At 59.6% G+C, this 21,511-nt stretch carries 20 protein-coding genes; 14 read left to right on the top strand and 6 right to left on the bottom strand.

Annotated elements, in window-relative coordinates:
* The first annotated feature begins 92 nt into the window (after positions 1-92).
* From ACUNV4_RS15620 to ACUNV4_RS15610, 3 genes are read left to right on the top strand one after another with little or no spacing between them, the layout of a single operon-like run.
* Positions 93-935: a mechanosensitive ion channel family protein gene (locus tag ACUNV4_RS15620; protein WP_430879514.1), complete on the top strand. Its 843-nt coding sequence runs from the start codon at positions 93-95 to the stop codon at positions 933-935.
* Positions 936-985: 50 nt separating this feature from the next.
* Entirely contained in the window at positions 986-3,298 is a 2,313-nt protein-coding gene (locus ACUNV4_RS15615; protein WP_430879513.1) for a 3-hydroxyacyl-CoA dehydrogenase/enoyl-CoA hydratase family protein, read from the top strand.
* 27 nt (positions 3,299-3,325) lie between these two features.
* Positions 3,326-4,960, top strand: a complete 1,635-nt coding sequence (locus ACUNV4_RS15610; RefSeq protein WP_430879512.1) for an NAD(P)H-hydrate dehydratase — start codon at positions 3,326-3,328, stop codon at positions 4,958-4,960.
* 107 nt (positions 4,961-5,067) lie between these two features.
* Here ACUNV4_RS15610 and ACUNV4_RS15605 read toward each other — a convergent pair whose 3' ends face one another.
* The 3 genes from ACUNV4_RS15605 to ACUNV4_RS15595 all read right to left on the bottom strand — a co-directional run bounded on the left by ACUNV4_RS15605 (position 5,068) and on the right by ACUNV4_RS15595 (position 7,273).
* Complete coding sequence (locus ACUNV4_RS15605) at positions 5,068-5,787, bottom strand: hypothetical protein (protein ID WP_430879511.1); 720 nt, start codon at positions 5,785-5,787, stop codon at positions 5,068-5,070.
* Between the two features lie 366 nt (positions 5,788-6,153).
* Complete coding sequence (locus ACUNV4_RS15600; RefSeq protein ID WP_430879510.1) at positions 6,154-6,552, bottom strand: HIT family protein; 399 nt, start codon at positions 6,550-6,552, stop codon at positions 6,154-6,156.
* 46 nt (positions 6,553-6,598) lie between these two features.
* On the bottom strand, positions 6,599-7,273 hold the full coding sequence (locus tag ACUNV4_RS15595; protein WP_430879509.1) for a DUF2461 domain-containing protein: 675 nt from the start codon (positions 7,271-7,273) through the stop codon (positions 6,599-6,601).
* Positions 7,274-7,457: 184 nt separating this feature from the next.
* Here ACUNV4_RS15595 and ACUNV4_RS15590 point away from each other — a divergent pair, with 184 nt between their 5' ends.
* From ACUNV4_RS15590 to ACUNV4_RS15575, 4 genes are all read left to right on the top strand, one after another.
* The gene (locus tag ACUNV4_RS15590) at positions 7,458-8,645 is read left to right on the top strand and encodes an MFS transporter (protein ID WP_430879508.1); all 1,188 of its coding nucleotides are present in this window, start codon (positions 7,458-7,460) and stop codon (positions 8,643-8,645) included.
* 17 nt (positions 8,646-8,662) lie between these two features.
* Positions 8,663-9,541, top strand: a complete 879-nt coding sequence (locus ACUNV4_RS15585; RefSeq protein WP_430879507.1) for a DMT family transporter — start codon at positions 8,663-8,665, stop codon at positions 9,539-9,541.
* Between the two features lie 68 nt (positions 9,542-9,609).
* A complete protein-coding gene (locus ACUNV4_RS15580) occupies positions 9,610-9,882 on the top strand; it encodes a hypothetical protein (RefSeq protein ID WP_430879506.1) in 273 nt (90 codons plus the stop codon).
* Positions 9,883-9,909: 27 nt separating this feature from the next.
* Positions 9,910-10,806 (top strand): phytanoyl-CoA dioxygenase family protein, encoded by an 897-nt coding sequence (locus ACUNV4_RS15575; RefSeq protein WP_430879505.1) that lies wholly within the window; start codon positions 9,910-9,912, stop codon positions 10,804-10,806.
* A gap of 11 nt (positions 10,807-10,817) precedes the next feature.
* On the opposite strand, the gene ACUNV4_RS15570 is transcribed toward ACUNV4_RS15575, so the two are convergent.
* The gene (locus ACUNV4_RS15570; RefSeq protein ID WP_430879504.1) at positions 10,818-12,347 is read right to left on the bottom strand and encodes a sulfatase family protein; all 1,530 of its coding nucleotides are present in this window, start codon (positions 12,345-12,347) and stop codon (positions 10,818-10,820) included.
* 162 nt (positions 12,348-12,509) lie between these two features.
* Between ACUNV4_RS15570 and ACUNV4_RS15565 the strand changes: the two genes are divergently transcribed.
* The 5 genes from ACUNV4_RS15565 (at position 12,510) to ACUNV4_RS15545 (ending at position 17,384) form a co-directional block, all read left to right on the top strand.
* A complete protein-coding gene (locus ACUNV4_RS15565; RefSeq protein WP_430879503.1) occupies positions 12,510-13,727 on the top strand; it encodes an ABC transporter substrate-binding protein in 1,218 nt (405 codons plus the stop codon).
* A gap of 64 nt (positions 13,728-13,791) precedes the next feature.
* Positions 13,792-14,661, top strand: a complete 870-nt coding sequence (locus tag ACUNV4_RS15560; RefSeq protein WP_430879502.1) for a carbohydrate ABC transporter permease — start codon at positions 13,792-13,794, stop codon at positions 14,659-14,661.
* The gene (locus tag ACUNV4_RS15555) at positions 14,658-15,542 is read left to right on the top strand and encodes a carbohydrate ABC transporter permease (RefSeq protein ID WP_430879501.1); all 885 of its coding nucleotides are present in this window, start codon (positions 14,658-14,660) and stop codon (positions 15,540-15,542) included. The genes ACUNV4_RS15560 and ACUNV4_RS15555 overlap by 4 nt, the downstream gene beginning before the upstream one ends.
* On the top strand, positions 15,539-16,306 hold the full coding sequence (locus ACUNV4_RS15550; protein ID WP_430879500.1) for an SDR family NAD(P)-dependent oxidoreductase: 768 nt from the start codon (positions 15,539-15,541) through the stop codon (positions 16,304-16,306). The genes ACUNV4_RS15555 and ACUNV4_RS15550 overlap by 4 nt, the downstream gene beginning before the upstream one ends.
* Positions 16,299-17,384, top strand: a complete 1,086-nt coding sequence (locus ACUNV4_RS15545; RefSeq protein ID WP_430879499.1) for an ABC transporter ATP-binding protein — start codon at positions 16,299-16,301, stop codon at positions 17,382-17,384. The genes ACUNV4_RS15550 and ACUNV4_RS15545 overlap by 8 nt, the downstream gene beginning before the upstream one ends.
* A 52-nt stretch (positions 17,385-17,436) precedes the next feature.
* Here ACUNV4_RS15545 and ACUNV4_RS15540 read toward each other — a convergent pair whose 3' ends face one another.
* Positions 17,437-18,291 carry an SMP-30/gluconolactonase/LRE family protein gene (locus ACUNV4_RS15540; protein WP_430879498.1) on the bottom strand — a complete coding sequence of 285 codons (855 nt, stop codon included), beginning with the start codon at positions 18,289-18,291 and terminating at the stop codon, positions 17,437-17,439.
* Positions 18,292-18,378: 87 nt separating this feature from the next.
* Between ACUNV4_RS15540 and ACUNV4_RS15535 the strand changes: the two genes are divergently transcribed.
* Positions 18,379-19,080, top strand: a complete 702-nt coding sequence (locus tag ACUNV4_RS15535) for a GntR family transcriptional regulator (RefSeq protein ID WP_430879497.1) — start codon at positions 18,379-18,381, stop codon at positions 19,078-19,080.
* A complete protein-coding gene (locus tag ACUNV4_RS15530) occupies positions 19,073-20,023 on the top strand; it encodes an SUMF1/EgtB/PvdO family nonheme iron enzyme (protein WP_430879496.1) in 951 nt (316 codons plus the stop codon). The genes ACUNV4_RS15535 and ACUNV4_RS15530 overlap by 8 nt, the downstream gene beginning before the upstream one ends.
* Here the strand turns inward: ACUNV4_RS15530 and ACUNV4_RS15525 are convergent.
* Positions 20,011-21,420, bottom strand: a complete 1,410-nt coding sequence (locus ACUNV4_RS15525) for a sulfatase-like hydrolase/transferase (RefSeq protein ID WP_430879495.1) — start codon at positions 21,418-21,420, stop codon at positions 20,011-20,013. The genes ACUNV4_RS15530 and ACUNV4_RS15525 overlap by 13 nt on opposite strands.
* Positions 21,421-21,511: the final 91 nt, after the last annotated feature.

Here is a 21,511-nt window from a genome sequence, read left to right as displayed (position 1 = left end):
GTCGAGACCCTGTAGCGTTTACCGGTTTTCGCAAACCGGGTGGCGGCCTACTACAATCCACCCGGACTCGCGACAACGACAGGCTGTAATTGATGGATTGGGTGAATTACGTTGAGGCAGTGCCGACACTGGCGCGCGAATATGGGTTGAATCTGATCGCCGCACTGCTGATCTTCTTCGTCGGCAAGTGGATGGCTCGCCGTCTGGTCAACCTGGGGAGCCGCCTCATGAGCCAGCGGGGCATCGACCCCACGGTAGGCGGCTTCGTGAGCAATATCCTGTACATGGTGTTGCTGATGCTGGTCATCATCGCTGCGCTGTCGCAGCTGGGCATTCCCACCGCGCAGTTCATTGCCGTCATCGGTGCGGCGGGTCTGGCCATCGGTCTGGCGCTGCAGGGCTCCTTGTCGAATTTTGCCTCCGGCGTGCTGCTGGTGTCGTTTCGTCCTTGCAAGGTCGGAGACTATATCGAAGCCGGCGGCGTGTCCGGCACCGTCAGGGAGATCACCGTCTTCAGTACGACCCTGGTGACACCTGACCAGCGCACCATCACCGTGCCGAACTCGAGCATCATGGGCGGGCCCATCACCAACTATTCCACATCTTCGTCGCGGCGCCTGGATCTGGTCATCGGCGTCAGCTATGACAGTGATCTGCAGCAGGTCAAGCGGCTGCTGCGCGAGATCGTCGAGAGTGACGAACGGGTACTCGAGGCCCACAAACCGGTACAGATCGGGGTGCTGGCGCTGGCCGACTCATCGGTGAACATTGCTGTCCGTCCCTGGGTTGCCACTGCCGACTACTGGCCATTGCATTTCGATCTGCATGAGCGGATCAAGCAGCGGTTCGACGAAGCGGGCGTGGGCATTCCCTATCCGCAGGTGGATGTTCATCTGCCCGAGCGACTCGATGGGGAGCCGGCGGCCGCGCTATAATCGGTGTCTGCAGTCTCGAGGCTGCGCCCACTCAGCGGAATGGATAAACGATGTTCAGGAACATTGCAGTCATTGGCTCAGGCACCATGGGCTCGGGAATCGCAGGACAGATTGCGAATGCTGGTCATCGCGTACTGTTGCTGGATCTGCCCGGTGAGTCGGATGCCAACAGTATCAGCCAGGCGGCGCTGAACCGTCTGCTGAAATCCGATCCGCCGGCGCTGATGCATCCCGATGCCGCAGCGCTGATCACGGTTGGCAATACTCGCGATGATTTTGACAAATTGGCCGAGGCCGACTGGATCATCGAAGCGGTGGTGGAGCGCCTGGACATCAAGCGGGAGCTGTACCAGCGGCTGGATGCCTTGATCAGCGAGGACTGCATCGTGACCTCCAATACCTCGACGATTCCCATCAGCCTGCTGGTCGAGAACATGCCGGAGAGCTTTCAGCGGCGCTTTGCCATCACGCATTATTTCAATCCGGTGCGCTATATGCGGCTGCTGGAACTGGTACGCGGCGCTGCAACCGATGCCGCCGTCATGCAGAAACTGGCTGACTTCAACGATCGCGAGCTCGGCAAGGGCGTGGTGCGCTGCAACGATACGCCGGGGTTTCTGGGCAATCGGGTAGGCGTATTCGCGCTGCAGGTCGGCATTGACGAAGCCGTGTCCCTGAACCTGCCCATCGAGCGTGCAGATGCCCTGATGGGCCGGCCGATGGGAATACCCAAGACGGGGGTGTTCGGTCTGTACGATCTGATCGGTATCGATCTGATGAGGGATGTGGTTCGCTCGCTGCGCAGCATCTTGCCGGAGGGCGATGCCTTCCACGCGGTGGGTGCAGAGAGCGAGCTGATCAACTCCCTGATCGAGGCAGGCCTGACCGGACAGAAGGGCGGTGGGGGATTCTACCGGCGTGGCGCTGACGGACAGCGACTGGCAAGAGATCTCGCCACCGGCGATTATCGTGCCGCCAGTGACGAGCTGCCGGCCCGCGCCCTCAAGGCGGCGACTGCCATCGCCGACCAGCAGGAACCGCTGCTGGATCTGGTTGCCTCGGACGAAGGCGAGTCGGACCGCGATGCGCGCTTCTGCCAGAATGTGCTGGGCCGGGTGCTGGGGTATGCCGCCAGTCTGCTGGGCGATGTCTGCGACTCGGCGCAGGACATCGACGATGCAATGAAGCTCGGCTTCAACTGGATTCGTGGCCCTTTCGAAATGATCGACGCACTGGGTGCGGATCGCGTGGCTGCCTTGTTGCAGGCCTGTGGACAACCGGTGCCTGCTGCCTTGCAGCGTGCCAGGCCCTTCTATGCGGAAGACGAAGGTCGTCTGATGGTGCAGCATGCCGATGGCGAGATGCAGCCTGTCGATCTGCCGGAAGGCGTGGTGCGCTTTCATCTGCAACGCCGCGTGACACCGGTTCTGCAGCAGAACCGCGCTGCCAGTGTGTACGCCATCGAGAACGATTTCCGACTGGTCGAGTTTCATTCCAAGGCCAATGCGCTGACGGATGAATCGATGGAGATGGTGGCCTTTGCCGCCGAGAATGCCGGGCGCGGCATACTGATTCACAACGATGCTCAACATTACTCGGCAGGCGTCGATCTGAATGCATTTCTGGCCATGATCGATGCGGCCGACTGGACCGGAATCGATGCCTTCCTGGCGCGATTTCAGCAGGCGGTACGAGCGCTCAAGTACGCGCCGGTTCCCGTGGTCGGCGCGCCTTCCGGTCTGGCGCTGGGCGGCGGCTTCGAGGTGTTGCTGCATTGCGATCAGCGCGTGATGCACAGCAACAGCGTAGTGGGACTGGTCGAGAGCGGAGTAGGGCTGTTGCCCGCTGGTGGTGGTGTCAAGGAAACCTATTGGCGCTGGTACCAGAAAACGGGTGACTGGCAGGAGGCAGCCTGGAAAGCCTGGATGAACCTGGGCTACGGAGCCACGGCATCATCGCCGAAGCTGGCCGGGAAACTTCAATATTACAAGCCTGGAGAAGATCTCTCGGTCATGAATCGCGATCGTCTGTACCGTCGTTCGCTGCAGGCGCTGGAGGAACTGAGTGTCGATTATCACAGACCCGACGAGCCACAGTTCGAATTGGCCGGTGGTGACATTCTGGAGCGCATGACGGCTTTCATGGACGCCGGTATCGAGCGGGGGGATTTCATGCCCCACGACAAGAGCGTGGCCATGCAGATTGCCTCGGTAATCTGTCGTGCAGAGGGCGAGTCCGGTACGGCGACGGAACAGGAGATGTACGACCGGGAACGCGCCGCCTTCATCCGATTGGCTCAAACCCCGCAGACCCGTGCCCGAATCCATGCCCTGTTGCACGAAGGCGGTGTGATCAGGAACTAGCCGAAGCTCGATCAGGAGGTCGGTGAAATGTATCGCACTCGCCCGAACAGCGTTGACCGAAGGCTCGCTTGCCGTGCTGAGGATGTGCAGGAGTCACCGACGCGATTGTTGAGTGCCGCCCAGATGCAGGCCGTCGATGCTCGTGCAGTGGCACAGGGGCTCGACAGCTTCGCGTTGATGACAGCTGCCGGCGAGGCGGTTGCTGCTGCGACCATCGATCTGCTGGTTGCTCGACCGGGTCGTGTTCTGGTCATGGCCGGGCCCGGCAACAACGGCGGTGACGGTGCGGTGGCTGCCAGAGCCCTGCATGAACAGGGGCACAGGGTTTGCCTGTGGCGATTCGTGTCTCGCTCGGACCCGTCACCAGCCACGCAGGGTGACGCAGCGAGTGATGCCGAGCGCGCGTTCGCCGACTGGCAGGGAGAGACGCACCACTGTCGTCTGGATGAGTCGCAACTGCCTCCTTCGCTTGCGGAGCTGATTGCGCGGGCTGATGTCATCGTGGATGCCCTGTTCGGAGCTGGCTTGTCGCGTCCTCTGGAGGGCGTACTGGCCGAGGTAGTTGCTCTGGTCAATGCGTCGGTTGCCAGGGTGCTGGCAGTGGACGTGCCGAGTGGTCTCGACGGCAATTCCCATCAGGTGTCTGGCGCCTGCATCGAAGCGACGGCAACGGTCACCTTCTTCCTTTTCAAACCCGCGCACTTCCTGTATCCGGGACGTGCCTTGTGTGGAGACAAGACGCTGGCACAGATTGGTCTGGGTGATGCGCAACTCGATCCTGCCTGGCCTGTCTGCCAGTTGAACGAGCCGGCTGCCTTTGAGGCGGAGCTGCCGGTGCTGTCCAACGATGGACACAAGTTCGATCGTGGTCATGTACTAGTGAGAAGTGGGCCCATGGTGTCCACCGGTGCGGCCAGGCTCAGCGCGCATGCGGCGCTTTACTGTGGTGCCGGGCTGGTTACTCTGGCCAGTCAGGAGCAGGCACTGGCGGTCAATGCCGCCCACCTGACGGCGGTCATGCTCAAGCACTGCGACACGGTATCGCAGTGGCGGGAGCTGTTGCAGGACTCCCGCATCAATACCGTGGTAGTCGGCCCGGGGAATGGGGTGGATGAGCACACCCGAGGCTGCACACTGGAGTCACTGGCAGCGGGCAAGCGCTGTGTACTGGATGCCGATGCGCTGTCGTGCTGGACGGATGCCGAGGATCGGCGCTCTCTGTTCCAGCAGCTGCAAGAGGCCGCCGGCATGGCGGTATTGACGCCGCACGGCGGGGAGTTCCGTCGCCTGTTCCCCGAGCTGTCGGCAGAGGACAGGCCCGGGGAATCCGCTTCACGCCTGCATCTAGCCAGGCAGGCAGCACGGCGGACCTCTGCGGTGCTTGTCTACAAGGGGGCGGATACGGTCATCGCGGCGCCCGATGGTCGGGCCGCCATCAGTGCCAATGCTCCGCCGTGGCTGGCGACTGCCGGGGCCGGGGATGTGCTGGCGGGGGTCATCGCCTCCTTGATGGCACAGGGCATGCCGGCGTTCGAAGCGGCCTGTGCAGCCGTCTGGTTGCATGGTCAGGCTGCGAGCGATCTGCAATATCCGATCAGTGCCGAGCAGCTGCTGACACGGGTGCCCGATGTCCTGCGCAGCATCAGTCCGGTCAATCGTTGAGATCGTTTCGCTGCAGGACGAATGCCAATGGGTCGGCACCGCGATGTGTGCGGCTGCATCGGGTGGCGGTGACAGGGGCAGCTCGATCCCCGTGCCCGGCCTGAGCGTCAACCGTCCCTGGCAGGCTCGGGTGCGCTGGTTTCATCCGTGTCGGTCTCGGGTGGATCGTCCTCGGATGGCTCCGCCGTCGATTCGGACTCTGTTGCCTCTTCAGTCGCCGTGTCGGCACTGCTCTCATCGGCAACCGGCTCCGATTCTTCCTGACTGCCTGTCAGCGGCAAGGTGGCCGAGATACCCGAGCTCTTGGACTTGAGCAGGGGTTCGAGGATGCCGACCACACGACCGAAGGCATGTCGCTGGCTGTGCAGGGCACTGCCTGCGACCTGAACCGGAGGAGACTTTCTCAACATGACACTGCCGGCGATGACATAGCGACGTGGCGCGGAATCGTCGGCATAGTGAACGCCACTGCGCGTCAGCCAGGCAATCATGCCCAATTCGCCTTCCTCGATTTCCTCACGTGACAGCAAGGGGGCGCGCTGGGCAACATTGAGCGCATCACCACGGGCCAGCAAGGTCAGACGCCGTCCGTCCACCGTATCGCAATGGATGAGCATGCGGGACGCTTCGCCATCGACATTGGCGTCGATGACCGTCTTGCCAGCCTGGGCGTTGGAATCGATGGTCAGCAGGCAGGAGCTGTCGGAGTAGAAGGCTGCAGAGAGCGAGGCATCGGCAACGGTAATGGGCTCGACGGCCAGCGTCGAGACGGCAGGCCATGACAGAATGGCAGCGCTGAGCAACAGTTGGCGGAGCACGCGATACATGTCAGGGGTGTGCCGTCCCGAATGCAGACAGGCATGCGCGAGTGGCCGGGACCCGGCCGCTGCCCCGGTGGGCGGCGACTCGCAGAGTTCCTTGCAGGTGGTGCAAGTGCTGCTTCTCTGGTTCAGGCTCGGGCAGAGTGTTCACTGCTTCGACGCTGTGCTGAAACCCGGGGAAGCTGTCAGGTAGTACTGAAATGCCAACTGTCGGTGCCTCGACTGAGTTTGAACTGGCTGCCTAGCATAGCCGCTGGGCAGGAATTAGGGTTGACTTCCTGCAGTCGCCGTCGATCTTTTATACTATCGAAGCTCTGTCGGGCGCAAGCTTTGCGGGAGAGCGGCAGGCCACGGCTGCAGGCAGGGCTCGTATCATTTGAATGACTTGCGCACGGTTGCCAGTAGCTCGTCTGCCTGTCCGGGCTCGTAGGGGACCGCTGTTCCAAAGCCCCAGACAGTTCCCGGCCAGTTGGGGTCATTGTCGTCCCGTGCCACAACATGGCAATGCAGTTGCGAGACCACATTGCCCAGCATGGCCACGTTCACGCTCTTGCACTGTGTAAACCGCTGCAACACGCGACTGACCTGATTGACGTCGGCCATGAAGCGATCGCGTTGCTCATGGGTCAGATCATGCAGTTCCTCGATATGCTCCTGCAGCGGAATCAGCAACAGCCATGGCCAGCGATTGTCATTCATCAGCCGCACATGTGCGTCTGGCGTGATACACACGGGCAGCGTGTCGGCAGCGATTCTGGGGTGCAGGTTCATACGGTTGTCCGGGCGGTGGTGATGAGTGAAGTCGGGCGGGTCAGGGTCAGAACATCAGGTCGTTGGCTTCGCACAGGAATTTCATCAGTGGTGCGGTGGTTTTCATGTGAGCTGCAATCTGCGAGGTAAAGTCTGCCTTGTGAATGGCGCTTGCCGGTAGCGTCAGCACGGCGATGAAATCCTTGCGCCTCAGGTCTTCGATCTCGGGATGTTCCGGCGAGAACCCCTTTGGCGCTCGTTTCAAGGAATCTCCGGACAACGCGAAGTCACTCTTGCCGAACACCTTTTTCTTCAGGGCGCGCCATTCGCGAGGATGCTCGTCGATCAGGGTGCGGATGGCCAGCACATTGGCACTGTCGGGTTTCCAGATGCCCGCCCCGAAGAAGACGTCGCCGGGCTCGATGTGCACATAGTAGCCTGGACAGTGAACGTCCTTGCCGCGCACATGCCGGAACTGGATACCGATATTGGTCTTGTACGGGGTCTTGTCCTTGCCGAAGCGAGTATCGCGATGCACTCGCATCAGTGCACCACCGACCTTTTTCGCGGTGCAATCCAGATAGGGCGAGAGCTGCTTGACGGATGGCTCCATGGCTTCGATGAAGTTCAAAGCAGGCGTTCGCACATCATCTTCGTAGCGGGACTTGTTGAGTGCAAACCACTCGCGATTGTTGTTGCTGGACAGTTCCTTGAGAAAGCGGATGGTCTTTTTCGGAAACATGGCGGCTCCGGGAAGTGCGGTGGCAGAAGGGCAGGGCGCGGCGGCTGATCACGCCACAGTTGTTGGTTACTGTCCCGATATTCTGATAGAGACACCGGGTGCCGCAATCAGGATAGTCGGAATACACAGAGCTGCTGTCTAGTATACGGTCGGTAGCCCTTCACTGTGCCAGCCCGTTCAGCCCATGTTTCACCGTCGCCCGGAAGCGCTGAGTCAACTATCCGGCAGCACCAGCCTGAATCTGGCACGAATGTCCGCCATTGAAGGTTTCTCCCGTTCGGTGCTTGTCAGTATCGTGCCTCTCGTGGCGCTGGAGACTCTCGGCAGCAAGGAGAATGTTGCTCTGGCCTATCTGCTGGGAGGTCTGTTGACCTTGAGCATCACCCTCAATGTGGGCACCATCGAGCGCTTCCTGCACCGCCGCTGGGTGGTGACTCTGGGAGGCAGTTTCGTGATGCTGGCCGCCGTCCTGTTGTATTCGCGTTCCACCGTCTTGCTGCCGCTGGGCATCGGCTTGCGCTCGGCGGCCGCCTCGGTCTATACCGTCTGCCTGTCCCTGTACATCATGGATTACATTGGCAAGAAGGATCTGACCCTCAATGAATCCCGTCGCACTCAATACACCGGGCTGGCCTGGCTGATCGGGCCGGCCCTGGGGTCATGGCTGGTTCAACAGGGGCATGTCAACCTGCCGTTCCTGCTGTCCATTCTTGCCGCGCTGCTCATGCTGGCTTTCTTCTGGCGCCTGCGGCTGGGGGACGATCAGGTGGTACGCCAGGCGCGTTCCCAGGCTCGCAACCCCTGGTTTGCAATCAAGCGATACTGGGGACAGAAGCGCTTGCGAATCGCCTATGGCATTACGGTCAGCCGTTCCTGTTACTGGGTGGCCCTGTATGTGTACGGACCCATCTACCTGGTGGAGGCGGGTCTGCCGGTCTGGTCAGCGGGGGTGCTGCTGTCGGCGGTGTCAGCCATGCTGTTCTTCAGCCCGGTCATTCGCCGAGTCTCCGATCGCTTCGGGACGCGGCAGGTCATCTACACCGGTTTGAGCATTACCGGCATCAGCCTGGTGGGGCTGGGTCTGGTCGGCCCGCCACACCCTGTCGGCATCCTGTTCTGGGTGAGCGGGGCCGTGGGTGGTGTTCTGCTGGATGTGCTGGGCAATATTCCGTTCATGCGCTCGGTCAAGGCGCATGAACGGGTCGCCATGACCTCGGTATTCTCCACCTGGCGCGAGGCCTCCGAGCTGTTGACTCCACTCCTGGTGAGCGCCGTGTTAATGTTGTTGCCGTTCCATGCATTTTTCTTCGTGCTTGCCCTGATGCATTTTTCCTCGGCCATCTCGACAAGTTATCTGCCCAAGCGCCTCTGATTCGTCTACGACTGCCTGTGTCTGCTCTCACTCTGGGCTATAGCCTGATGCTCTTCGCCTTTCTGTGCTTTGCCGGCATGGACACCTCGGCAAAGTGGCTGGTGGCTGCCGCCATTCCTGCCCTGCAAGTGGCCTGGTTGCGCTATCTGGGACATTTCATCTGCACGGTGCTGGTGTATGCGCCGAAGCACGGCACTGCCATGGTTCGCTCCAACAAACCGGCCGTGCAGTCCTTGCGTGCATTGTTTCTGCTCGCTGCCACCTGTTTCAATTTCACGGCATTGCAGTATCTGCCGCTGACCACGGCCATTGCCATTTTCTTCGTGACGCCGCTGACCGTGTGTCTGCTGAGCATTCCCATTCTGGGTGAAAAGGTGGGCATTCGGCGATTGCTGGCCGTCATGACCGGCTTCCTCGGCGTGCTGATCATTGTCGAACCCTGGAGCCAGAGATTCGAGCCGGCGATCCTGCTGTCGCTGGCCGCGATGGGTTGTGCCAGTGGGTATTTCGTCATGAGCCGTCTGGCGGCGGGGGTGGACTCCAATGCCACCGTACAGTTCTATGTCGCCGGTATCGCCACGGTGCTGCTGGCACCGGTGGCATTGATGAACTGGGTATGGCCGGAAAACCTCCTGACCTGGGGTGTCATTGTCGTGATCGGCAGTCTTGGCATCATCGGCCACTCGTGCCTGAGCAATGCTCATCGTCATGCCGAAGCTTCGGTGCTGGCGCCAGTCGTCTATTCTCAGATAATCTACATCGCTGTGCTGAGCTGGCTTGTGTTCGGCCAGACGCCGGACCAGAAGACCATCATCGGCACGCTGATCATCGTCAGCAGCGGACTGTTCATCTGGTTTCGCGAGCGGCAGGCGGTGCAGCAAAGCCCGGCAGCTTGAGTCAGTCTCATCAAGGTCAGTCTTGTGTCTTGCCACCATGTAAAGCCATTCGGGAGCAACTGAATTTCATGTCGACACTGCAGCAGGTTCTGGTTCTGTATCTGAAAAGCTCTGCGCTGGATTCGGCCGTTATCGGCTGGGCCCGCTACGATGGAACCGGACAGCAGCCGGGCGAACCGGGCGATTCGTCGGAGCCGCCTTATGAAACCGGGTTGGCGGCCTTGCAGGATGGATGGCGTCTGATTCAGGCCAGCCCTATCGAGGCACATGTGCCGGGCAGTGAATTCACCACTTCCTATCTCAAATTCGAGTTCTTTTTCGAAAAGCTGGTCGAGCTGTAGCCGCTCAGAACAGACGAGGAAACAGACATGCAAAAACTGACCACACTGCAGATGGCGGATTTTGCCGCTACCGGTCTGCTGCGCTTTGATGCCGTGGTGCCGGATGCCGTCAATCAGCACTTCATGCAGGCCATGAGCGAATTGCCGGATGAATCCCCGCGCGATCACTCGCAGCGCCTGATGCGTGAGCGGGCGGTACCGGAAGTCTCGCCAGGGTCACCGCTGGCGCAAGCCTATGATGCCGACTCGGCCATCGGCAGGGTATTGCAGGTACCGGAAGTCGCTGGGGCCATTGCCAGCCTGGTCGGGCAGAACGCCGTGGTGGATCATCACTACCTGCACATGACCTTCCCCGGCGGACGTGCCCAGGATACGCATCAGGACTCCACCATCGACTTGCGCCGGGCCTTTGATGTGCAGATGTTCTACTTCCCGCATGCCGTTACTCCCGACATGGGCGGAACACGCTTCGTGCCGGGCACGCATCTGCGCATTGTCAGCGAGATGAGTCTGGGGCGATATCAGAATATCCTGGGACAGCAGAGTGTTGTATGTCCGGCTGGCTCGGTGTTCTTCTTCCATCACGGTATCTGGCACGGCGCCGGGGCCAATCGTGGCCCCGACACGCGCTATGTACTGAAGATCCGCATGTGTCCTCGAGAGCCGCAGGTTCGACTCTGGGACACTGCCGACTTGCCCGAATCACTGGATGAGCAGCAGCCCATCTTCTGGAAGAATCCGGATGCACCCCGGCACCCGATCCATCAACGCCTCATGGCATCACAGCCCTGGTTCGAACACGATACCGGCCGGCTTGAGATGATCAATCGCATCCATCTGTGGCGTTACCTGACCGGTGATGAGTCCTTCGACATGGATTACTGGGCGACACGCGTCGAGAATGATCCGGCGCGAGTGAGCTGAGCGGAAACCGCTCAATGCCAGCCGACACGCGGTGAAACCGGAATCTGGTCGGCCGGCCGGGAGCGGATCATGTCCAAGTGTTCCTGTCTGACTGAGGCGTATCCCGGGTCATCGAACAGATTGATCAGTTCATCGGGATCTTCCTGCATGTCATACAGTTCCCCCGTATCGGTCTTCAGGTCGGTAGACATCCGGTAGCGTCGGCTGCGTACGGTCATCAGGTCCATGTCGACAGCACTGCGCATGGCATCGACTTCGTATTCGGATAGCGCAAAGTCGCGGCTCTGAGTGCCTTCCCACAGATGCCGCCAGGAATGCCCATGGTTGGTCGCCGTGTCGATGCCACACAGATCGGCAGCGGTGGCGAGAATGTCGATACTGCCGACCGGGTCGTCGATGACCCGACCCGAGGGTACGCCGGGGCCTTGTATCAGACAGGGTACGCGCAGTAGACCGTCATACAGCATTGGCCCCTTGAGCAGCAAGCCGTGATCACCCAGCCATTCACCGTGATCGCTGACATAGACGATATAGGTATTGTCCAGTTCGCCGGCGGCCTCGAGCGCATCCAGAATACGCGTCACCTGCGCATCGACGGCCGAGATCATGCCGAAATAGATGGCAGTCAGATCGCGCAGGGCGGCTTCGTTCAGCTCGCCTTTCTGTCCCCAGTCGATCCCCCCGGCATTGTGCTCAGCCCCCTGTTTTATCGGTCTGGCGCGATCCTCCACGAACACCTTGTGCCACCACGGGCGCCGTTCCAGGTCGAGCGTTGAATGCCTGGCAATCGAGACCTCGTCGCGCTGGTACATATCGCACCACGGGCGGGGCGCCAGAAAGGGCGGATGGGGGTCGGGAAAGGATACCCAGGCCATCAATGGTGAATCTCCCTTGGCCTCGATCATGTCCACGGCGCGATCACCGATCCAGGCGGTGGAATGCCAGGGTTCCTCCAAGGCAGAACGCCAGGTCTGGAAATGCGCGGTCTCGGGAGACAGATGCTGCTTTGCCAGATCCCAGCGCTGGCCTCCCTTGCCATCCGCGTCCAGCCAGTACTCGTAATGCAAGGCCTCGGGCGGCTCGGACCAGCGGGTGTGGTGATGAGGGCGAAGCATCATCTGTACGTTGTCGAATCCCATGTAGCTGCCGCGCCAGTCGCGTGGGAAATCCTTTGCGCTGGCATAGCATTCCGGGCGTCCGGTCGGTTCGAAGGTTTGCTGGCTGGACAGGTGTGCCTTGCCGATGAAGTGTGTGTCGTAGCCGGCCTTCGAGAAACTGCCGCCAAGCCCCTGTGCCCCCAGCGATTCATCGAGATCACGGCCGTTGTCCCGCACCCCGTGACTGTAGGGGAGCTTGCCAGTGAGTATCGAGGCGCGGGCGGCCTGACACATGGGGTGTGGTGTCACACAGCGCGAGAACCTGACGCCCGCTGCGCCCAGTCGGTCAAGCCCGGGAGTGCGAACACCGCGACCTTCGGCACCGATGCAGTCACCGCGCTGTTGGTCGGAACTGATGAGGATGAAGTTGGGCTTTCGAGACATGGCTGACCTTTGCTGTTCGAGTGAAGGAGAGTGCCACGAGAATACCGAGTCTCGAATCAGATTGCACGATGAAATAACTAAAATAATGTACAATTTCAAAAAATAATGTACTATCCATGAAAATAGTGTGCAATCTGCACATCCACTCAGGAGTAAATCACCATGGTTCGTATTCTTTTGTTGGGTTCATCACTGGCATTCGCCACGGCAGCGTTTTCGCAGACGACGTTGGATGTCGTGGCGTGGAAAGGCAACGAAGCGGAGCCGGCAGGCTTGCCCGAACTGATCGAGGCCTTCGAAGCTGCCAATCCGGATATCGATGTCGAACTGAGCTACGTCGCACGCAAGGATGTCGACAAGGTGATTCCACCGCGTCTGCAATCCGGCAATCCGCCGGACGTGACCATGGTGGACAGTTCATTGGTCGATCTCTGGGGAGGCGCAGGATTTCTGACCGACCTGGGTACCGATAGTGATTGGTATGCGCGCATGCAACCCGCGGTTTCCAGTGTTCTGACGTCGGACGAGGGCATTCTGGTGTTCCCGCTGGAAGTCATCGGCATGGGCAATTTCGTGAACATGGATCTGCTGGCGAAGGTTGGCATCGAGCAACCACCGCTGACGCTCGATGAACTGAAAGACGCCTGTCAGGCTCTGGCTGCCGAAGGCATTGCACCGATGATCTTCGCCGGTGGCTTCCCGGCAATGCTGTTCGTCGGTGCCAACGGTCTGGACCCGAACGACAATCTGGCGGCCAGCTACGGCGCGGGCGAACGCAGTTTTGTCGACGATGAGAATTTCAATGCGTCCCTGGATGCTGTACGCGATCTGGTCGATGCCCAGTGTTTCGATCCGGAGCTGCAGGCGGGGCTGGACCCCTGGGCGACTGCACCGCAGGAATTTCGTGCAGGCAATGTGGCCATTCTTCCCCAGGGTGCCTGGAACATCGGCAACTTCTCGTCGATCGAGGGGCTGAACTACCAGTTCGCACCCATGCCTTCAGCGTTCACTGATGCGGGGCTGGCGCTGGACCTGGTTGGACCCGGCTGGGCCATTCCCAAGGATGCCTCGAACAAGGAGGCGGCCCGCAAATGGATCGATTTCTTCACTGTCGAGGACAACCTCAACGTGTTCCTCGAAGCCGAAGGCGCCTATAGCCCGTTCACCGGTGGCCGCTCCACCATGCCTGAACTGGCCGCACCCTACACAGAGGCGCGTGAGCAGGGCAGCCTGATTCTCTGGCCTTTCTCGACACTGGAGTTTCCCAAGCCTCTGCAATCCGAGTGGGAAGACAGCATCACCGGTTTTCTGCTGAATATCGACGAACCCAACGAAGAAACACTGCAACGCTGGGACTACACGATTGAAGACAATCTGTAATCCGATGATTGCCCGGTGAGCGTCAGGCTCACCGGGAGCCCCCTCAACCAGACAGGAGTGTCCGATGCGTGCTCGCTATTCGCTGTACCTCTTCACATTGCCGGCGCTTGCCGTTCTGTTTCTGTTCTTTGTTCATCCGATCATTCTGACGGCCGACATGAGCTTCACCAGCTTCAAGGGCATCGGTGAATCGAAGGATATCGGCTGGCGCAATTATGAGCGTATCTTCTCGCGTGTGCGCTATCTGGATTCCATCTGGATCACGCTGTTCTATACCCTGATAGTGGTACCGGCGCTGACGGTCACCGGTCTGTTCTTTGCGGCCATCCTTCATCGCTTGCCGGCCATCCGCAATTTCAGTCGTGCCGCACTCTATACACCGGCGATGATGAGTTTTGTGGTCATCGGCTATGTGTGGCAGTTCCTGTACTCGCCACTCAATGGCGGTATCAATGTGGCATTGCGCGATCTGGGGCTGGGTGCGCTCGAGCAGAACTGGCTGGGCAATCCGGACATTGCTCTGTTCTCGGTGGCTTTCGTGCAGGTGTGGATGTTCACCGGATTCACCTGCGCCATCTTTCTCGCAGGCTTTGCCGGTATTCCCGAAGAGATAGGCGAGGCGGGCCGCCTGGAAGGTGCGAGCTCCTGGCAGCGGTTCCGCTACCTTGAACTGCCACTGCTGGGGCCGTCGATTACCGTGTCTGTCATGCTGACCACCATCGGTACGCTGAAGACGTTCGAGTTGCCCTTCATTCTGACCAACGGCGGGCCGGATGGGGCCACTCGAATGCTGTCGATCGAGATCATCGACAATCTGTTTGGTCAATACAAGTTCGGCTTCGCCAGTGCGTTGTCGATCATCATGCTGATCATCGTTCTGGCGGTGGCCTTTGTACAGAACACCGTACTGCGAGATCGGGAGCACACCTCATGAATGCACTCGGAAACAGCGTCAGGTCTGTTCGGCGTCAACGTGGCCTGAATCAGGAGTATTTTCTGAAGCGCTTGAGGTCTGTGCTGGCCCACGGCAGTGTGCTCATGCTGGTGCTGATCATGTTGCTGCCATTGTTCTATCTGGTGATGATGTCATTCAAGACATCCACCGAGATTGCCTCGGACCCGCTCGGACTGCCATCGAGTCTCTACTGGGGCAACTACATGAAGGCATTGTCCTCCATGGGCTATGTACGTTCGGTGCTCAACTCGCTCGGCATCACGCTCTCGGTCATCGTGCTTGTCGTTCTGGCAGGAGCCATGGCGGCCTACCCGCTGGCGCGATTGCACAACCGGGTCAGTCGCACCATTGTCATGATCATGGCGCTGGGTCTGGCAACACCGAATTTCGTCACCATCACACCGATCTACGTCATCTTTCGTGACCTGGGGCTGCTCGACAGCTATCTGGGAATCGTGCTGGCATTCACCGCCTTGAAGCTGCCTCTGGCCGTGTTCTTCTACACCAGCTTCATTGCGGCGATACCGATGGAACTGGAAGAGGCAGCTCGCCTGGATGATTGCTCCAACTGGCAGATCTTCTGGCACATCATCCGCCCCTTGCTGACACCGGTGACGGCCACATTGAGCCTGTTCGTCATGATCATGGTGTGGAACGATTTTGTCTATCCGCTGTTGCTGCTGACCGACAAGGACAAGCTGACAGTGATGATCGCGGTGTACAAGTTCGTCGGTAACACCGGCGTCGATCCGACCAAGCTGTTCCCGGCTGCGGTGCTGGGCTCCCTGCCTTTGTTGCTTCTCTTTGCATTCTTTCAGCGACAGATTCTCTCGGGTGCAACAGCCGGAGCAGTGAAATGAGTCTGACGAATCGTCATGTCATCGTGACAGGGGCCGGTGCCGGGATCGGTCTGGGTATTGCGCGGCAGGCGCGCGCCGCCGGGGCCGAGGTCACCGGTTTCGATATCAGCGATGCCGGGAAGGCAAGACTGGATGAGATTGGCGCACGCTTCGAAAGGGTGGATGTGTGCGAGGTAGAGGCGTTTGTCGATGCCATCCATGGCGCAGCTGACAGAGTGGGTCGTCTCGATGGCCTGGTGAACAATGCGGGTGTGACCATCAAGGTGCCATTTCTGGACATGACACTCGAGCAGATGGAAACGCTCTGGCAGGTCAATCATCGTTCTGTGCTTGTTGGTTGCCAGGCTGCGGGCCGCATCATGACGGCAGCCAGGCAGGGTGCCATTGTCAATATCGCCTCGAACCATGCACGTGCGACCAATCCCGGGCATGAAGCCTATGCCGGAACCAAGGGTGCCATAGTTGCAATGACTCGCGCCATGGCCTGGTCGCTGGGGCCTTACGGTGTCAGAGTCAATGCCTTGATGCCTGGCATGACACAGACCGAGATCGTCGTCGAGGCCATGCAGGATCCGGCCAATAGCGAGAACTTTCGGTCCTGGGCGGCCGACCATGAAGTCAGCACGGTCGAGGAAATTGGTGATGCTGCCGTGTTCCTGTTATCCAATGCGTCGAGTGCACTGAACGGTGCCGACGTCATGGCTGATCGCGCGATGTCTGCGCTACTCGGCGTCAATGATTCTAGAAGGAGAAACCATGTCTGAGCTTGCGCTGAAAGAGGTTGTCAAGGTATTTGGTCAGATAGAAGTCATTCACGGCGTTGATCTGACGGTCGAGGATGGTGACTTCTGTGTATTCGTTGGTCCTTCCGGCTGTGGAAAATCGACCTTGCTGCGCATGATTGCCGGTCTGGAGGAAACCTCGGCAGGCCAGATGACCATCGGCGAGCGCGATGTCACGCACTCGGATCCGGCCAAACGTGGCGTGGCGATGGTCTTCCAGACGTACGCGCTCTATCCGCACATGACCGTGCGGGAGAACATGAGTTTCGGATTGAAGATCAGTGGTGCGGCGCCTGAGGAAATCAGAAGCAAGGTGGACAAGGCGGCCGGGATCCTGAAACTCGATGCCTATATGGATCGCAAGCCCAAGGCCTTGTCGGGTGGGCAACGACAACGTGTTGCCATTGGTCGTGCCATTGTCAGAGAGCCGGATGTGTTCCTGTTCGATGAGCCACTGTCGAATCTCGATGCCGAGCTGCGTGTGCAGATGCGGTTGGAGATCGCCAAGTTGCACAAGCAACTGGGAGCCACGATGATCTATGTCACCCATGATCAGGTAGAGGCGATGACCATGGCAGACAAGATAGTGGTGTTGCGAGACGGGCGCATCGAGCAGGCGGGAGCACCGGTGACGTTGTACGAAGACCCTGACAATGTATTCGTCGCAGGTTTCATCGGCTCGCCGCGCATGAACTTCTTCGAAGGTAGTGTGGTCAGGGTGGAGGCGGAGCATGCGCATATCAGCCTGCCTCGCCTCGGCGGTGTCGAAGTGCCGGTCAAGGTGGCTGAGCTGCCCAGGGAGGGGGATAGTGTCACACTGGGTATTCGGCCAGAGCATTTCGAAGAAGCGGCTTCGGTGCAGATCGATCTGCTCATCGACGTGATCGAGAACCTGGGCGGTGTGTCCTATGCCTACGCCTCGAGTGAAGGGGATGAATTGCCGGTCATCATCGAGCTGCGCGGCAAGGCACGTCCACGCGAAGGCGGCAGGATGACGGTAGGGTTCGACCCGAGTTCCACGCTTCTGTTCGACAGTGGGTCGGGCCGACGCATTCGTTGAGGCCGGCAAGCAGATTTCTGTTGCAGAAATCTGCTGCCATGGCTGGCTGCAATCAGTGAGGCCAGCGTGCTTCATGAGCTGGCAGGCCGGGTACCGCCATACGGGCGGCGAACAATCCGCCAGCCATTGGGTTGGCCGCCTTCTCCTGCTCACTCATGCTGAAGGTGCCAGTGGTGATGTACAGGGTGCTCAGGTCGTGTCCGCCGAAACAGCAGCTGGTAACGATCTCGCAGGGCAGGTCGAACTGCGAGGTGATGGTGCCAGAGGGTTCCATGCTGATTACGCGACCGTGATCACAGATGGCGATCCACAAGGTGCCGTTGCTATCGACGGTCATGCCATCGGGTTTGCCGGTGGTTTCATCAAAGCGATGCAACACCCGCCACTCATCATCCTCGCGTACGTACAGCACCCCCGGCACACTGTCGATGAAATACAATCGTGTCCCATCCGGGCTGAAACCCAGGCCATTGGAGATGGTTGTGCCGGACATCTGGGTGCTGGTACCGGCACCGTCGAGGCGATACAGTGCACCGGTGGGTCCACGGACGCCTTCGGACATGGTGCCGACCCAGAGCGCGCCATCGGGGCCTGCAATGATGTCGTTCAGGCGGTTGTCGGAGAGGCCCGGTTCGGGGTGCTCGAGTGGCGAGAGTTCGCCGGACCTGGTGTCCAGGCTCGCCATGCCACGCGCTGAGGCTATCAACAGACCTTCCGGTGCCAGCGCCAGAGAGCTGACCAGGCAGGGTGCATCGAACTGTCGGTTCTCCTTGTTGGCCGGATCGTGTGCATGAATGATTTCTCCGGCAATATCGACCCACCAGAGCAGGCCGCTACGATGATCCCAGAGCGGACCCTCGCCACAACCAGCCCTGGCTGCGTGAATACATTCAACTGTAATCGGCATAATCGTATGTCCCCTTTGTGTATGATTGTGGATATATCATGTGCGATAGCACTCAGTACCTGATTCCATGCAAACTCGACATTCTTGATGGTTCCGACACTTTCTCTGACAGCGCTACCGGGCACTCAGCCGTCTTCCAATGCGATCTACGAGCGTATTCGTCACGATATTCTTTCAGGAGCGCTCGAGGCCAATGAGCGTCTGAAGGTGTCAGCACTGGCAAAACAGCTCGATTCATCCACCAATCCGGTGCGCGAGGCGCTGCAGCAGTTGCGTGGTGAGGGCCTGGTGCTGTTCACACCCAACCAGGGCGCTCGGGTACGTCCCATCGACATGGAGTTCGTTCGTGATGTCGCCGAGGTGGGTTATCTGCTGGAGCCATATCTGCTGGAACTGTTCGTCGAAACGGTCAGCGATGAGGATATCGCCGAGCTGGAACGCATCCAGAACGAGATCGAGGCACTGAACTTCGAGGACAAGGCAAGACATACCCAGCTCAACAACACCTTCCATGAGAGCATGTACGAGCGACACTACAACCGTGTCGCTTTCAATGTGTGGAAGCAGCATCGTGAGGTCATCGGCTCGATCAGCACGCGCATCCCCATAGCCATCGGTCGTCAGGAAGCCATCTTGCGGGAGCATCGTGCGCTGATCGAGGCCGTTCGGAAACAGGATGTGGCCACGGCAGTGTCCGTGCTCAAACAACACATAGGCGATGCTGGCCGACATCTGGTCGACCAACTGAGAATCATGCAGACGCGCGCTGCACGCAGTGCCGGTGACTAGTCGGTCCTGTTGCACACCTCGCCGCGACGGTAGCGCGCTTGCCGAGGGCATGGTTTCTGCGCCGACTGTCCAGTCGGTGGGGGCGCATGCGCCAGATTGCGTGGCCGTGCCCGGTGGTCGAGCACTGGTCGGCACGAAGAAGCCTTTGCTTGTGGCGGACGGCGAAGGCCCGCTGGTGATACAGCGAGTTCGGGACCTGTGGTGGGAACGAGGCGCCATCAGCATCGGACAATTCAGGCGCTTTGTCGAGGCCACGGGCCATACCACGCTGGCGGAGCGTTATGGATGGTCCTTTGTGTTTCACACGCATGTGCCGGGTGGGGCAGAGGGGACTCTGGGTATCGAGGGGCTCGAATGGTGGCGCCGCATCGATGGGGCAAACTGGCAGTACCCGACAGGGCCGGAAGGGTCGCAGGGTAATGACGACATGCCGGCCACGCACATCGCTCTTGCCGATGCCGAAGCCTTCGCTGCGTGGGCCGGGGGACGGCTGCCGAGTGAAGCCGAATGGGAGCACGCCGCGCGGGGCGGACTGGGCGATGTGCCTTATCCCTGGGGTGATGAAGAGCCGGACGATATCGGCTTTTTCCCGTGCAATATCTGGCAGGGGCGTTTCCCGGATCAGGATACCGCCAGGGACGGATATGCCGGACCGGCACCCGTGACGAGTCTGACCGCCAATGGCTATGGGCTTCACCACATGGTTGGCAATGTCTGGGAATGGACCGCTGCTCCCTTTCGCTTGCGGTCATCAACAAGCGCCGCACGCAAGCGGAACCGGGAGATGAGGGGCCTGCATTTGCTGAAAGGTGGTTCATTTCTCTGTCACCGCAGCTATTGCCACCGCTACCGGATTGCCGCGCGAACCGGCAATACGCCGGACAGCACCAGTGAGCACACCGGTTTTCGCGTGGTCTATGATCAGCCGCCTCACGCCGGATGATGATGTTGCTCATCACGGCCGCGTCCGTCGATATAGCTGCCCACGGGTGGATGATGACCGGGCCCGGCCAGCCAGTCGCCTTCTTTTGACATCCAGTCGAACAGGCGTTTTTTCAATCGCGCAACCGTGTCGGCACGGGCCGGGTCATTGGCGAGGTTGAGGCGCTCTCCGGGATCGCTCTGCAGATCGTAGAGTTCCTCGATATCGTGTGGACTCCAGGCATACTTGAACCGTGCTTCACGAATGCCGCGGAAGCGGAATTGCCTGCCCTGATAGGCATCATAGACATAGAAGGCGGCGTCAGCCTCGGTTCTGTAGAAGGAACGCCCGGCATCGAGATCGCCACCGGCACGTTCGATCAGCGTGGGGAAGAGGTGGTGGAAACTGACGAATTCATCGCGTGTTGTGCCACTCTTGCAATTCGGTGTACGCAGCAGCATCGGAATGCGCATGACTTCCTCGTAGAAAAATGGCCCCTTGTCGAACCAGCCATGAGCACCGAGCATCTCGCCATGATCCGAGGTAAAGGCGAAGACCGAGTTGTCGTCGAGCCCGGCCTGGCTGGCCGCTTGACGAAAATTGCCGAACAGCTCGTCGGTGTAGGAACAGAAACCCCAATAATGTTGCGTCGTGCGTCGCCAGTCTTCGCTACTCAGATGAGAGGTATCGTGTACGGCGTGCCAGGGGCGTGATTGCGCCAGAGGTTTGTTCTCTTCAGTGAATGGCTCGCAGTAGTTGTCCGGTACGAAATCGGCGGGCAGATCGTCGTAGAGAGCAACAAAGCGCTCCGGTACGTGGTGCGGAAAGTGCGGAGCATGCAGGGAAACCACCAGACAGAAAGGTTTTTCTGCCGCAGCCAGTTGCGGCAGCATGCGGATTGCTTCCTGCACGCGAATGCCATCCAGCGGCTCACCGTCGGTGATCGTGCCATACCAGGGAGACTTGCGAGGTTCACCGATCGTCACATCGCCCTGTTCGGTCAGCGGTGTGCTGGCGCCGTCGGACAGGGTCACGTCCTTGATACCACGCTCCAGAATCGTGCCATCACCCAGATGCCATTTGCCGATGAAGGCCACATGATAGCCATCGTCCTGAAGACGCTCGAGATAGGTGGTTTGTTCGGGATGCAATTTGCCGTGCGGGTAGAAGGCCTTGCCCTGCACATTGTCCAGCGTACCGTTCTGGTGGGGTAATCGACCAGTGAAAAGGCTGCCCCTGGCCGGTGTACATAGTGGCACCGTGGTGAAGGCATTGCGGAAGTTCTCGGCTTCTTCGCGAAACGCCTGCAGATTCGGCAGCTTTGCCGGGTTGCGTGGATCGTTCAAGGTATCCCATCGCCACTGATCGGTGATGAACAGAATGATGTTGTGCTTCTTGCTCGCGATGTCTGTGCTCATGGCCCTGCCTGTGGCTGCTGCTTGCCTGATCATTCAAGTATAGAGTACTATATTTGAAAAATAATGTACGATATGGTTGAGATTGTGGATG

The sequence above is a fragment of the Granulosicoccus sp. 3-233 genome (assembly GCF_052681095.1).
The sequence above is the reverse complement of the archived record's forward strand: the minus strand, read 5'-3'. Positions and strand labels throughout refer to the sequence as shown.

Bases quoted from the DNA above. Each gene is read 5' to 3' on its own strand.
- ACUNV4_RS15620 (WP_430879514.1), top strand. From the start codon at position 93: ATGGATTGGGTGAATTACGTTGAGGCAGTGCCGACACTGGCGCGCGAA.
- ACUNV4_RS15615 (WP_430879513.1), top strand. From the start codon at position 986: ATGTTCAGGAACATTGCAGTCATTGGCTCAGGCACCATGGGCTCGGGA.
- ACUNV4_RS15610 (WP_430879512.1), top strand. From the start codon at position 3,326: ATGTATCGCACTCGCCCGAACAGCGTTGACCGAAGGCTCGCTTGCCGT.
- ACUNV4_RS15605 (WP_430879511.1), bottom strand. From the start codon at position 5,787: ATGTATCGCGTGCTCCGCCAACTGTTGCTCAGCGCTGCCATTCTGTCA.
- ACUNV4_RS15600 (WP_430879510.1), bottom strand. From the start codon at position 6,552: ATGAACCTGCACCCCAGAATCGCTGCCGACACGCTGCCCGTGTGTATC.
- ACUNV4_RS15595 (WP_430879509.1), bottom strand. From the start codon at position 7,273: ATGTTTCCGAAAAAGACCATCCGCTTTCTCAAGGAACTGTCCAGCAAC.
- ACUNV4_RS15590 (WP_430879508.1), top strand. From the start codon at position 7,458: ATGTTTCACCGTCGCCCGGAAGCGCTGAGTCAACTATCCGGCAGCACC.
- ACUNV4_RS15580 (WP_430879506.1), top strand. From the start codon at position 9,610: ATGTCGACACTGCAGCAGGTTCTGGTTCTGTATCTGAAAAGCTCTGCG.
- ACUNV4_RS15575 (WP_430879505.1), top strand. From the start codon at position 9,910: ATGCAAAAACTGACCACACTGCAGATGGCGGATTTTGCCGCTACCGGT.
- ACUNV4_RS15570 (WP_430879504.1), bottom strand. From the start codon at position 12,347: ATGTCTCGAAAGCCCAACTTCATCCTCATCAGTTCCGACCAACAGCGC.
- ACUNV4_RS15565 (WP_430879503.1), top strand. From the start codon at position 12,510: ATGGTTCGTATTCTTTTGTTGGGTTCATCACTGGCATTCGCCACGGCA.
- ACUNV4_RS15560 (WP_430879502.1), top strand. From the start codon at position 13,792: ATGCGTGCTCGCTATTCGCTGTACCTCTTCACATTGCCGGCGCTTGCC.
- ACUNV4_RS15555 (WP_430879501.1), top strand. From the start codon at position 14,658: ATGAATGCACTCGGAAACAGCGTCAGGTCTGTTCGGCGTCAACGTGGC.
- ACUNV4_RS15550 (WP_430879500.1), top strand. From the start codon at position 15,539: ATGAGTCTGACGAATCGTCATGTCATCGTGACAGGGGCCGGTGCCGGG.
- ACUNV4_RS15545 (WP_430879499.1), top strand. From the start codon at position 16,299: ATGTCTGAGCTTGCGCTGAAAGAGGTTGTCAAGGTATTTGGTCAGATA.
- ACUNV4_RS15540 (WP_430879498.1), bottom strand. From the start codon at position 18,291: ATGCCGATTACAGTTGAATGTATTCACGCAGCCAGGGCTGGTTGTGGC.
- ACUNV4_RS15535 (WP_430879497.1), top strand. From the start codon at position 18,379: ATGGTTCCGACACTTTCTCTGACAGCGCTACCGGGCACTCAGCCGTCT.
- ACUNV4_RS15525 (WP_430879495.1), bottom strand. From the start codon at position 21,420: ATGAGCACAGACATCGCGAGCAAGAAGCACAACATCATTCTGTTCATC.